This is a genomic window from Mesorhizobium sp. P2_E7, from assembly GCF_056403855.1.
Genome location: NZ_JBFUER010000004.1, coordinates 247,237 through 258,902 on the forward strand (window position 1 = coordinate 247,237; position 11,666 = coordinate 258,902).

Sequence of the window (11,666 nt, forward strand, 5' to 3'; positions counted from 1 at the left end):
AGCGGCGGCGCGTATGACGACCGGCTTCCCCCACAACGGCGAGGCTCCCTACTTCCGCAGCAGCATCGGTCGTCCGAGCAGGAACCGGATGAAATTGTCCGCGGTTCGCGGCGCCATGGTCGCCTGAGCCCCCTGTCGACGCGCGCTTTCCCTTGGCACTGGCACCTTGATTTCGGCACCCGGCCGTCCCACGGTGAAAGACGGTTCCGCGACCGGCTTGCCCTTCAACACATTGGCGGCGTTGTTGTCGTGGATGACGATGCACCATTGCGCGCCCTTTGATGCCGCCACGACGGTGTTGTGAATTGTCGCCATCTTCGCGTGGTGCGCACTGTAGATGCCGCTCATCGACGGCGATCGCTTTTCGACCAGCGTGCCGAACGCCGACGTCACGTAGTCGTGGTCCGTGTACCAATTGGTCGCCACGTGGAAATTGTGGCCGTGCGGAAAGGCGATATACAGAGGTTGCGTATCCACCGTGCCTTTGGCGATCTCCGTGCGGGCGTAGTGGTCGGCCCGCTCCATGAAGGTCGGCGCCAGCGCGTCATCGCTGTCGAGCCGCGTCAGCGAAACATACTCGGCATCGCTATCGGCCTGGACGAACGCATTGAAGCGATCATTGTGATCCGCACCGGCCTCGACAAGGATCGGCCTGACATCGACACCGGCCACGCAATCGCACACTGTCCTGATATAGTTCTCGTGCGTATCGGCATCGAACGCGACCAGGACGGTAAAATCCTTCAGAGATTGCGCTTCAAGGGATGGCGCGCAATAGGTGTCGAACAAGGTCAGCCGCTCGACCAGCCACACCGGGTCGAGATTGGCGCGGCCCTTTCCATCCCACTGGCTCGGCTTGAAGCGCGCGGCGATGTTGTAGCGTATGGCGATGTATTTCTTCAGCCTGGTGCCCATGGGCTGACACTTAATACATTCTGCTGATTTGCGACAATCGACGGCTGGCGCTGCCGCTCTTCCCTTCTCCCCCTGTGGGAGAAGGTGGATCGGCGCGCAGCGCCGAGACGGTTGAGGGGTGTTCCAGCGGAGTGAGACGTTGGTGTCTTCTGGAACACCCCTCATCCGTCGCCTTCGGCGACACCTTCTCCCACAGGGGGAGAAGGGAAAACCCAAGCCTCAAATATGCAGCGCGTGGCCCAGCGCCTTGAGCGCCGCTTCCTGGAAGCCTTCGCCCTGCGTCGGGTGCGCATGGATGGTGCCGGCGATATCCTCCAGCCGCGCGCCCATCTCCAGCGCCAGGCCGAACGCCGACGCCAGTTCCGACACGCCTTGCCCGACCGCCTGGATGCCGAGCACCAGATGGTTGTCCGCGCGCGCCACAACGCGCACGAACCCGTCCTCGCCGAGCTTCGTCATCGCCCGGCCATTGGCGGCGAAGGGGAACTGGCCGATCTTGATTTCGCCCAGCGCTTTCGCCTCTTCCGGCGTCAGACCGGCGGTGACCAGCTCCGGATCGGTGAAGCACACGGCGGGGATCGAGCGCTTGTCCCAGCTGCGCTTGTGGCCGGCAACGATCTCGGCCACCATTTCGCCTTGCGCCATCGCCCGATGCGCCAGCATCGGCTCGCCGGTGACGTCGCCAATGGCGTAGATGCCGCGCATCGAGGTGCGGCACTGGTCGTCGATCTTGATGAATTTGCCCGCCATATCGAGATCGATCTGGTCGAGACCCCAGCCTTCGGTGCCCGGCTTGCGGCCGACCGTGACCAGGATCTTGTCGGCGGCGATTTTCGCGCTCTTGCCATCCACTGTCTCGACCAGCAGCGCGTCGCCCTTGACCCCCTTGGCCTTGGCGCCCAGCATCACTTCGACGCCGAGCTGGGTCAGCCGCTTCACCACCGGCCGGGTCAGTTCCGCATCGTACTGCGCCAACACGCGCGGCAACGCCTCGACCACGGTCACCTCGGCGCCCATCTTGGCGAAGGCCATGCCGAGCTCCAACCCGATATAGCCTCCGCCGACCACGGCGAGCTTCTTCGGCACCTCGCTGAGAGCGAGCGCTTCCGTCGATGAAATCACTGGCCCGCCAAACGGCAGGAACGGCAACTCGACCGACGCCGAGCCGGTGGCGATCACTACTGTCTCGGCGCGGATGATCTGCGTGCCGGTCTCGGTCTCGACCGCGACGGTCTTGCCATCGCGAAACGTCGCCCAGCCATAGACGGTCTTCACCTTGGCCTTCTTCAGCAGCCCGGCGACGCCACTGGTCAGCCGGCTCACGATGCCGTCTTTCCAGGTGACGGTCTTGCCGAGATCGAGCACCGGTGCTGCGACCGAAATGCCAAGCGGACTGGTGCCGCCGGCCATTTGGGCGACCTTCTCGAACTCTTCCGCCGCATGGATCAGCGCCTTGGACGGGATGCAGCCGACATTAAGGCACGTGCCGCCCGGTTTGCCGGCTTCGACGATCACCGTATCTACACCGAGCTGGCCAGCGCGGATGGCGCAGACATAACCGCCAGGCCCGGCGCCGATGACAAGTAGCTTGCAGGAGATTTCTTTCATGATGGCTGTCCTTTCGGCGACGGCCGCCGCGCGCCTTCCCTTCTCCCCTTGTGGGAGAAGGTGGATCGGCGCGATAGCGCCGAGACGGATGAGGGGTGTTCCAGGAAACACCGACGTCTCACTCCGCTGGAACACCCCTCATCCGTCGCCTTCGACGACACCTTCTCCCACAAGGGGAGAAGGGGGAGCCTGGAACCCTGCGGCTCGCGCCTTACGATCAACTCCATCACCCTCAATCCACAAATATCAGCGCCGGCGTTTCCAGCAGCGCCTTGATCCGCTGCACAAACACCGCCGCGTCCCAGCCGTCGACCACCCGGTGGTCGAAGCTCGACGACAGGTTCATCATCTTGCGCGGGATGAACTGGGTGCCGTCCCACACCGGCCGCACCATCATCTTGTTGACGCCGACGATCGCCACTTCCGGGTGATTGATGACCGGCGTCGTCGCCACGCCGCCCATGGCGCCGAGCGAGGTGATGGTGATGGTCGAGCCTGACAGCTCATCGCGGCTTGCCGTGCCCGACTTTGCCGCTTCGGCGAGCCGGTTGAGTTCGGCCGCGCAATCCCAGAGGTCGCGCGCCTCGGCGTGCTTGACCACCGGCACCACCAGCCCCGACGGCGTCTGCGCGGCAATGCCGATATGGACGCCGCCATGCTGGTGGACGACGCCGGCCTCATCGTCGAACAGCGCGTTGATGTTGGGCTGGTCGGCGATCGCCTTGACCATCGCCCGCATCAGGAACGGCAGCAGCGTCAGCTTCGGCCTCTCGACGCCCTTGCGCTTTTCCTTGTTGAGCGCGGCGCGCAATTCCTCGAGCGCGGTGACGTCGATCTCCTCGACATAGGTGATGTGCGGAATGCGCGATTTTGCCAGGGACATTTTTTCGGCGATCTTGCGCCGCAGACCAATGATCTTGATGTCCTCGACGCGGTCGTTGCGGGCAAGACCCGACGCCTTCGCCACCTGCGGCCCGCGCGCCAGGAAGGCTTCCAAGTCCTCATGGCTGATGCGACCGGCAGGGCCGGTTCCCGACACCTGGCGCAGATCGATGCCTGCCTCTTTGGCGCGCAGCCGGATTGCGGGCGACGCCAACGGCTTTTCGCCCTCCGCGCGCGGCGCGCCGGAGACCCGCTCGCCGGCTTTTGGCGCGGTCGCAACAGGCGCAGCTTTGGCTACCGGCTCTGCCGGCTTGGGCTTGGCCGCAGGCGGAGCTTCGGGCTTGGCCTCGGCCGGCTTCGCCGGCGCTTCGGCTTTCGCCGACGGCCCGGCCGCATCCGGCTTCACATTGCCCTCGCCCGCCACTTTCAACCGCACGATCGGCGAGCCGATCGCGACCGTGTCGCCGATCTCGGCGCCCAGCCAAAGAATCTCGCCATCGACCGGTGAGGGGATTTCCACCGTCGCCTTGTCGGTCATCACGGCGGCAAGCACGGAATCCTCGCGCACAAGATCGCCGACCTTGACGTGCCATTCGACAAGCTCGGCCTCGGCGACGCCTTCGCCGACATCGGGCAGCTTGATGATGTGTTCGCCCATCTTAAGCTCCCACGGTTTCGAGAAGCGCGCGGCCGACACGGGCCGGTCCGGGGAAGTATTCCCATTCCTGCGCATGCGGATAGGGCGTGTCCCAGCCGGTGACGCGGGCGACCGGCGCTTCGAGGTGATAGAAACAATTCTCCTGCACCAGCGCCGAAAGCTCGGCGCCAAAGCCGGAGGTCAGCGTCGCCTCGTGCACGACGACGCAGCGCCCGGTCTTCTTCACCGAGGCAACGATGGTGTCGAGGTCGAGCGGCAGCAGCGTGCGCAAATCGATGATCTCGGCATCGATGCCGGTTTCTTCGACCGCCGCCTGCGCGACATAGACCATGGTGCCGTAGGCGAGAACCGTGACGGCGGACCCCTGCCGGCGGATCGCCGCCTTGCCGAGCGGCACGGTGTAGTGCCCGTCGGCGACTTCGCCCAGCTCATGCTTCGACCACGGCGTCACCGGCCGGTCGTGATGGCCGTCGAACGGGCCGTTATAGAGCCGCTTCGGTTCGAGGAAGATCACCGGATCGGGATCCTCGATCGCCGCGATCAAAAGCCCCTTGGCGTCATGCGGGTTGGACGGCACCACCGTCTTCAATCCTGACACGTGGGTGAACAGCGCCTCCGGGCTCTGGCTGTGCGTCTGGCCGCCGAAGATGCCGCCACCGGTCGGCATGCGCACCACGATCGGACAGGTGAAATCGCCATTCGAGCGGTAGCGCAGCCGTGCCGCTTCCTGCGTCAGCTGGTCGTAGGCCGGGTACATGTAGTCGGCAAACTGAATTTCCACGCATGGCTTCAGCCCATAGGCCGCCATGCCGATGGCCGAGCCGACAATGCCGGATTCGTTGATCGGCGCATCGAAGCAGCGGCTCTTGCCGTATTTGGCCTGCAGGCCGTGGGTGACACGAAAAACGCCGCCGAAAAAGCCGACATCCTCGCCATAGACGATGACGCGTTCGTCGCGCGCCATCGCCACATCCATGGCGTCGCGGATGGCCTCGATCATGGTTCGTCTCGGCATGGTTCAGACTCCCGCCTGCTGGCGTTGGCGCCGCAGATGCGGCGGCATCTCGGCAAACACGCCCTCGAACATTTCGCGCGTCGACGGCTTGCCGCCGGCATGCAGCGTGCCGTTGCTTTCGGCCTCCTTCTGCGCCGCGATCACCGTCTCCAGAATTTCGGCCTCAGCCTGGGCGTGACGCTCATCCGACCAGACGCCGCGCTGGATCAGATGGTTCTTCAGCCGCACGACCGGATCGCCGAGCGGCCAGGCGTCGGATTCCGTCTTCGGCCGATAGGCCGACGGATCGTCCGAGCTCGAATGCGCGCCGGCACGGTAGGTGACATATTCGATCAGCGTCGGCCCGAGATTCTGCCGCGCCCGCTCCGCCGCCCATTTGGCCACCGCATGGACGGCGAGATAGTCGTTGCCGTCGACGCGCAGCGCCGGAATGCCGAAGCCGAGACCGCGCGCGGCAAACGTGCCGGAGCCGCCGCGTGCAATGCCTTGGAAGGTCGAGATCGCCCACTGGTTGTTGACCACATTGAGGATGACCGGCGCCTTGTAGGTCGAGGCGAAGACAAGGGCGGAATGAAAATCGGATTCGGCAGTCGAGCCGTCGCCGATCCACGCCGCCGCGATTTTCGAATCGTTCGAGATCGCCGAGGCCATCGCCCAGCCGACCGCCTGGATGTACTGCGTCGCCAGATTGCCGGAGATTGAAAAGAAGCCGTGCTCCTTCGATGAATACATGATCGGCAGCTGCCGCCCCTTCAGCGGATCGGCTTCGTTGGAATAGATCTGATTCATCATCGTCACCATCGGATAGCCGTCGGCGATGAGCAGGCCGGCTTGCCGATAGGTCGGGAAATTCATGTCGCCCGGCGCCAGCGCCTTGCGGAAGGCGCAGCTCACCGCCTCTTCGCCGAGGTGCTGCATGTAGAACGAGGTCTTGCCCTGGCGCTGCGCCATTTGCATGCGCGCGTCGAAGCTGCGCAGCGTCATCATATGGCGCAGGCCTTCGAGCAGCTCCTCGTCGGTGAGCAGCCCGGCCCACGGCCCGACCGCCTCGCCGTCGCGGTTCAGCACGCGAATAATCGAGAACGCCATGTCGCGAATGCTGCGCGGATCGACATCGATCTCCGGTCGCAGCGCCGAACCGGCCTTAGGGATGGGTACGTTGGAAAAGTCAGGCGTCCCGCCCGGCCGCACCTCCGGCTCCGGCACATGAAACCGCAACATCCCAGCATCGGCCATGACCTTCATCCTCCAATGTTGCCCGGTCGCGAATATTTGCACATCTGTGCCGCCAGACCAGTGCGATTTCGTGAGGGCCAGAACGCGCACTCATCGGCCTGTTCAGCACCGACGCGGCACGCGGCGCCAAGATGCAGATATGGCGACGAAATTTCTTGTCGATGTTTTGCAGCGGCGCGCAATTTGCCGGAAGATTCCGGGGCGCTTGCAGCCAGATAAGGCAATTGGCAGCGATGGGCGGCCTCGCGCGGCTTCCCCTTCTCCCCTTGTGGGAGAAGGTGGATCGGCGCGCAGCGCCGAGACGGATGAGGGGTGTTCCAGCGGAGTGAGGCGTTGGCGTTCCCTGGAACACCCCTCATCCGTCGCCTTCGGCGACACCTTCTCCCACAAGGGGAGAAGGAAGAACCCGCCGCTTCTCCGTTCCCTCTCCCCATGCTAACCACCCACTCATGGCGCAGAAAAAAGCATATGAGGTCGATTCGTGGCTGGCGAAGCCGGACGCGCGTATCTCGATCGTCCTGCTCTACGGCCCCGACCGCGGGCTGGTGGCCGAGCGCGCGAAAGCCTTTGCCGAAAAGACCGGCCTGCCGCTCGACGACCCCTTCTCCGTGGTCCGGCTCGACGGCGCGGAGGTCGATCGCGACCAGGGCCGGCTGCTGGACGAAGCCCGCACCGTGCCGATGTTTTCCGATCGGCGGCTTCTGTGGGTGCGCAACGCCAGTGGCCAGAAGCCGTTGGCCGAGGACGTCAAGGCGCTGACGGCGGAACCCGCGCGCGATGCCATCATTCTGATCGAGGCCGGCGATCTCAAGAAGGGCGTCGGGCTGCGCGCCGTGGTCGAGGCGGCCGACACCGCCATGGCGCTGCCTTGCTACGCCGACGAGGCCCGCGACATCGACAGCGTCATCGACGACGAGCTGCGCAAGGCCGGCATGTCGATGGCGCTCGATGCCCGCCAGGCGCTGCGCCGCAATCTCGGCGGCGATCGGCTGGCGTCGCGCGGCGAGATCGAAAAGCTGATGCTTTATGCGCACGGCCAGAGGGAAATCGGCCTCGACGACGTCCGGGCAATGTCGGGCGACGTCTCCGGCGCCTCCTTCGATGACGCCGTCGATGCAGTGCTTGAGGGCAAGATCGGTGACTTCGACACCGCCTTCACCCGACACTGCCTCTCGGGCGGCCATCCCTTCCTGGTGCTGTCGTCGGCGATGCGGCAACTGCAGCAGCTGCAGGTGATGCGCGGTCAGATGGAGACAGCCGGCCGCAACGCCGCCTCGGCCGTGGCGGGCGCGCGCCCACCCGTTTTCTTCTCCAGGCGCAAGCTGGTGGAAAAGGCGCTGGAGCGCTGGAATGTCGATGCGCTGACCCGCGCGCTCAACCGGCTGCAGACCGCCGTGCTGCAGACGCGGCGGCGGCCGGACCTGTCCGAAGCCCTGGCGCGCCAAGCACTGCTTGGCATTGCAGTGGAAAGCGCGAGGCTGGGGCAGCGCGGCTGATCTCCCCCCTCGAGGGGGAGATGTCGCCAAAGGCGACAGAGGGGGTTGCCTCGCGTGGAGCGCTAACCTTCATCGGTCGCAAGAAGGTCGCATCCCGTCGAACCGACCCCTTCTGGCCTGCCGGCCATCTCCCCCTCGAGGGGGGAGATACGCAGCACGGCCGGTTTCGCCAATCGCCATCGGTCAATTCATTGTCATGGCTTCCATCGGCTGGAACGTCGGCAGCGCCTGCGGAAAGACCAACACCGCGGCGCCATAAAGGAGCAGGACGACACCGGACAGCTTTGCGATCCTCTCCCCTGACGGCAGGGTCTTTTCGGCAAAGATCAGCAAGGTGACCACGGCCATCGCGGCGATGTTCATGATCCCGAGAGGAAAGAGAGCGAGGAACAAAAGCCAGCAGCAGCCCAGGCAAAAAACTCCATGCTCCAGGCCCATGCGTACCGCGCCCCACTGACCATCGCGCCATGAGGTCAGGATGAAACTCATTGGCGTACGGCATTTGGCCAGGCACAGATCCTTCAGCGGTGAAAGTTGATAGGCGCCTGCCAGCAACAGCAGCGCGCCGCCGATGCGCGCGGCCGTGGCGGCCGACATTCCCGCATGCGCCGCGATGAGCTCTGCGCCCGCCGCGCCGGCAAAGGCGAGCGCGCCCATCGCGCCCCAAAGCAGCATGTATGCAGCCACGAAAAACCAGGTCGAGACAAAAGTCTCGCCGCGCCCCCGTTTGCCGGCCTGAACGCGATGAAACGTCAGCACCATCGGCGCGGCGGTCGGGAACATCATGGCAATCATCATGATAATCCAGGCGGCAAGAAACAGCGGCGCCTTCATCCCCATGGTGGGTGAGTGCATGGGCATGTCCGCGTCCATGCCGAGCGGCTGCCAGACAAGCACGGTCCACGCCGCCGCGGCGGCAGCAAGCAGCAGCGCGAGAATGATGTTTCGCTGCAATATCAGGGCCATGGGGCTAAGTCCGTTGCGGCCGGGAACTGGAGCAATTTCAGGAAAGTGTGAGCAGTTTTCCGTCCGAAATTGCGTCAAAACAAAGAGATAGAGCGGATCGCCGTTTCCATGAAACGGTGAAACGCTCTAGTGCTGGCCGGACCAATTGATCGGGGCATAGTGGCCGTTGCGGCGGGAATTGTCCCAACGCATGCCATGGTCGCTGAATGTGCTGCCTTCTGCCCCCATCGCCAAAGCGAGCCAGTCGGGGTTGACGGGATGGCCGGTGGCCGCCCACATCTGCCCGTCCTCACGCATGGTCGGCAACGGTTCGACCGCCATCTGCATGATGCCCGCAATTTCCACCGACCGCTTCTTGCTGTCGATCCGGTAGCTTGTCGCCACCTTCTTGGCGCCGAGGTTCGTGCCGATCATCGGGGCCAGCACCGCCATCGGACCGCCTGCGGCGCCGGTGAAGATCGCGCCCAGCGCTTCCGTTTGCCTATCGTTGGCCCGTTCGTCGATATACGCGGCGGCCATCCAATTGCCTTCCGCCATCGGGCCAGGCGCGTGCGCAACCATCACAACGTTGAGGCCATCCAATCGAACGTCACCGTATTTGCCGGAATCGATATGAAAGGCCAGGCCAACATCGCAAACGCCTTGCGTCGGCTTCGATGTCAGCTGTGCGTTGGTCGACAGCAGGCAAGGACACACGACATCGCAGTTGCAATTTTCGAAGTAGCTTCCTGACCGCCATGTGCACCTCCCCACTTGCGTCGGGCGCGTCGGCATATCGCTTGGGCGACGTAGTGCCGTTCACAAATGGGAACGGCAATTGGCCCCGCCGCGACTGGTCGGCACGCTAGGGCAATGTAAGCTATGTCTAATTTACGTTACGCCGTTGCCCGGCACTGTCAAGCCGCGACGCTGATGGTGGCGAAGGCGATGGTGCTGTCAATCTCCCCCGGTGTATCGGCCCGATAACTCGCACCGCTGACAGACCAGCCAGGTCCGCGCGTTTCCGTTGGAAGCTTGGCCAGTCGGCGTGATGTCTTTCGTGTCTATCACCGATATATCAGCGCTAAAACCTAAGCTTAAGCCAAAACTTCATTCGCTGGCTAAATAGCGTGGCGTCCCAACCGCCTAGCGTTCGTCCTTCAACCGCCGGCACAGCTCGTCGAGCTGCTCCAGGCTGCGGTAGTTCACGCGGATCGCGCCGCCCTTGCCCTTGTGCTCGATGGTCACGATCATGCCGATCGTGTCTGTCATCAGCTTTTCCAGCGCCAGCGTGTCGGCATCCTTGTCCGATCCACTTTGCGCCGGCTTGGCCTTGGGCGGCGTGCCGCCAGCCGGCATCTGCGCCAGCGCTTCGGCCTGGCGCACCGAAAGACCCTCTTCGACAATTTGCTTGGCAAGCCCGGCCGGATCCTGCGCCGTCACCAGCGTGCGGGCATGGCCGGCCGACAACGCGCCATCGACCAGCATGTCTCTGATGACGTCGGGCAGCTTCAACAGCCGCAGCGTGTTGGCGACATGGCTGCGGCTCTTGCCGATGACATTGCCCAGGTCAGCTTGCGTGTAGCCGTGGTCGTCGATCAGCTGCTGGTAGCCCATCGCTTCCTCGACCGGATTGAGGTCGGTGCGCTGAACGTTCTCGATGATCGCGAGTTCCAGTGCCGTGCGGTCGTTGACGTCGCGCACGATGATCGGAATCTCGGTCAGCCCGGCACGCTGCGCCGCGCGCCAGCGCCGCTCGCCGGCAATGATCTCATAGCGGCCGGCCTGGGTCGGCGACGGCCGCGCCACCACCGGCTGCACCACGCCATGCTCGCGGATCGATTGCGCGAGATCAGTCAGGTCGGCGTCGCCAAAGTGCCGGCGCGGGTTTTTCGGGTTCGGGCTGACAAACTCGATCGGCACCTTGCCGTCGGCGCTTGCAGCTGGCTTTTCCGCCGCCGGGCGATCGATCTCGCCGATCAGGGCAGCCAGCCCACGCCCCAGTCTTTTTCTCGAAAGGTCTTCGTTCATCTCAATTCCAGATTCTTGGATCGTTTCGGTATCGAATCGGTTTGTTCCATCAACCAATTCTAATCAAGCGGCGCGCAATTTACGCTCGCGGCGGATCACTTCGGACGCCAGCTGCAGATAGGCCTGGCTGCCCGAGCATTTCAGATCATAGAGGATCGCCGGCTTGCCGTAGGACGGCGCCTCGGACACCCGCACATTGCGCGGGATGATGGTCTCGTAGACCTTGTCGCCCATATGTGCCCGCACATCCTCCACCACCTGGTTGGCGAGGTTGTTGCGGCCGTCATACATGGTCAGCACGATGCCCTGGATGATCAGGTCCGGATTGATGGTGCGGCGCACCTGCTCGACCGTTTCCAGCAATTGGCTGAGACCTTCCAGCGCGAAGAATTCGCATTGCAGCGGCACAAGAACAGAATCGGCTGCCGCCATGGAATTCAACGTCAAAAGGTTGAGCGAGGGCGGGCAGTCGATCAGCACATAGCCGAACGGCGCGCCGCGCTCGGACGCGGCGCGCAGCGCATTGCGCAGCTTGAGCACGCGGTCGGGCGCGGAAGCGATTTCCATCTCGATGCCGAGCAGGTCGAGCGTCGAGGGCACGATCGACAGGCCGGGGACAGCCGTCGGGATTGCAGCGGCTTCCAGGTCGAGCTCGCCGGTCAGCACGTCATAGGACGACACGGTGCGGTCCTTGCGGTCGATGCCGAGACCCGTCGAGGCGTTGCCTTGCGGGTCGAGATCGACGATCAGCACCTTTTCGCCGATGGCGGCCAGCGCCGTAGCCAGATTGATGGCGGTGGTGGTCTTGCCGACACCGCCCTTCTGGTTGGCGACGGTGATGATGCGGGGGCCAGTTTTCATGGGTCTATGCCAAATATTC

At 64.1% G+C, this 11,666-nt stretch carries 10 protein-coding genes; 1 reads left to right on the forward strand and 9 read right to left on the reverse strand.

Annotation, left to right across the window (positions count from 1 at the left end; genetic code table 11):
- Positions 1 to 48: 48 nt before the first annotated feature.
- The 5 genes from AC1DYC_RS22435 to AC1DYC_RS22455 all read right to left on the reverse strand — a co-directional run bounded on the left by AC1DYC_RS22435 (position 49) and on the right by AC1DYC_RS22455 (position 6,314).
- Positions 49 to 915 (reverse strand): glycosyltransferase, encoded by an 867-nt coding sequence (locus AC1DYC_RS22435; RefSeq protein ID WP_477410005.1) that lies wholly within the window; start codon positions 913 to 915, stop codon positions 49 to 51.
- A 219-nt stretch (positions 916 to 1,134) separates the two neighbouring features.
- A complete protein-coding gene (gene lpdA / locus AC1DYC_RS22440; RefSeq protein WP_477410006.1) occupies positions 1,135 to 2,523 on the reverse strand; it encodes a dihydrolipoyl dehydrogenase in 1,389 nt (462 codons plus the stop codon).
- Positions 2,524 to 2,755: 232 nt separating this feature from the next.
- Positions 2,756 to 4,063: a dihydrolipoamide acetyltransferase family protein gene (locus AC1DYC_RS22445; protein ID WP_477410007.1), complete on the reverse strand. Its 1,308-nt coding sequence runs from the start codon at positions 4,061 to 4,063 to the stop codon at positions 2,756 to 2,758.
- A 1-nt stretch (position 4,064) separates the two neighbouring features.
- Positions 4,065 to 5,078, reverse strand: a complete 1,014-nt coding sequence (locus AC1DYC_RS22450; RefSeq protein ID WP_477410008.1) for an alpha-ketoacid dehydrogenase subunit beta — start codon at positions 5,076 to 5,078, stop codon at positions 4,065 to 4,067.
- A 3-nt stretch (positions 5,079 to 5,081) separates the two neighbouring features.
- On the reverse strand, positions 5,082 to 6,314 hold the full coding sequence (locus AC1DYC_RS22455) for a thiamine pyrophosphate-dependent enzyme (RefSeq protein WP_477410009.1): 1,233 nt from the start codon (positions 6,312 to 6,314) through the stop codon (positions 5,082 to 5,084).
- 449 nt (positions 6,315 to 6,763) lie between these two features.
- On the opposite strand from AC1DYC_RS22455, the gene holA reads away from it, so the two are divergent.
- Positions 6,764 to 7,810: a DNA polymerase III subunit delta gene (gene holA / locus AC1DYC_RS22460; RefSeq protein ID WP_477410010.1), complete on the forward strand. Its 1,047-nt coding sequence runs from the start codon at positions 6,764 to 6,766 to the stop codon at positions 7,808 to 7,810.
- Between the two features lie 183 nt (positions 7,811 to 7,993).
- Here the strand turns inward: holA and AC1DYC_RS22465 are convergent, their stop codons facing one another.
- From AC1DYC_RS22465 to AC1DYC_RS22480, 4 genes are all read right to left on the reverse strand, one after another.
- On the reverse strand, positions 7,994 to 8,776 hold the full coding sequence (locus AC1DYC_RS22465) for a DUF2182 domain-containing protein (protein ID WP_477410011.1): 783 nt from the start codon (positions 8,774 to 8,776) through the stop codon (positions 7,994 to 7,996).
- 126 nt (positions 8,777 to 8,902) lie between these two features.
- Positions 8,903 to 9,550 carry a DUF1326 domain-containing protein gene (locus tag AC1DYC_RS22470; RefSeq protein WP_477410012.1) on the reverse strand — a complete coding sequence of 216 codons (648 nt, stop codon included), beginning with the start codon at positions 9,548 to 9,550 and terminating at the stop codon, positions 8,903 to 8,905.
- A gap of 351 nt (positions 9,551 to 9,901) precedes the next feature.
- On the reverse strand, positions 9,902 to 10,786 hold the full coding sequence (locus AC1DYC_RS22475; RefSeq protein WP_477410013.1) for a ParB/RepB/Spo0J family partition protein: 885 nt from the start codon (positions 10,784 to 10,786) through the stop codon (positions 9,902 to 9,904).
- A gap of 63 nt (positions 10,787 to 10,849) precedes the next feature.
- Positions 10,850 to 11,647, reverse strand: coding sequence for a ParA family protein (locus tag AC1DYC_RS22480; RefSeq protein ID WP_477410014.1), 798 nt, complete (start codon positions 11,645 to 11,647; stop codon positions 10,850 to 10,852).
- Positions 11,648 to 11,666: the final 19 nt, after the last annotated feature.

What these genes read in the sequence shown, in the direction of transcription:
- AC1DYC_RS22455 (WP_477410009.1), bottom strand. Translation starts at nt 6,314, where the DNA reads ATGGCCGATGCTGGGATGTTGCGGTTTCATGTGCCGGAGCCGGAGGTG.
- AC1DYC_RS22465 (WP_477410011.1), bottom strand. Translation starts at nt 8,776, where the DNA reads ATGGCCCTGATATTGCAGCGAAACATCATTCTCGCGCTGCTGCTTGCT.
- lpdA (WP_477410006.1), bottom strand. Translation starts at nt 2,523, where the DNA reads ATGAAAGAAATCTCCTGCAAGCTACTTGTCATCGGCGCCGGGCCTGGC.
- AC1DYC_RS22445 (WP_477410007.1), bottom strand. Translation starts at nt 4,063, where the DNA reads ATGGGCGAACACATCATCAAGCTGCCCGATGTCGGCGAAGGCGTCGCC.
- AC1DYC_RS22475 (WP_477410013.1), bottom strand. Translation starts at nt 10,786, where the DNA reads ATGAACGAAGACCTTTCGAGAAAAAGACTGGGGCGTGGGCTGGCTGCC.
- holA (WP_477410010.1), top strand. Translation starts at nt 6,764, where the DNA reads ATGGCGCAGAAAAAAGCATATGAGGTCGATTCGTGGCTGGCGAAGCCG.
- AC1DYC_RS22480 (WP_477410014.1), bottom strand. Translation starts at nt 11,647, where the DNA reads ATGAAAACTGGCCCCCGCATCATCACCGTCGCCAACCAGAAGGGCGGT.
- AC1DYC_RS22470 (WP_477410012.1), bottom strand. Translation starts at nt 9,550, where the DNA reads ATGCCGACGCGCCCGACGCAAGTGGGGAGGTGCACATGGCGGTCAGGA.
- AC1DYC_RS22435 (WP_477410005.1), bottom strand. Translation starts at nt 915, where the DNA reads ATGGGCACCAGGCTGAAGAAATACATCGCCATACGCTACAACATCGCC.
- AC1DYC_RS22450 (WP_477410008.1), bottom strand. Translation starts at nt 5,078, where the DNA reads ATGCCGAGACGAACCATGATCGAGGCCATCCGCGACGCCATGGATGTG.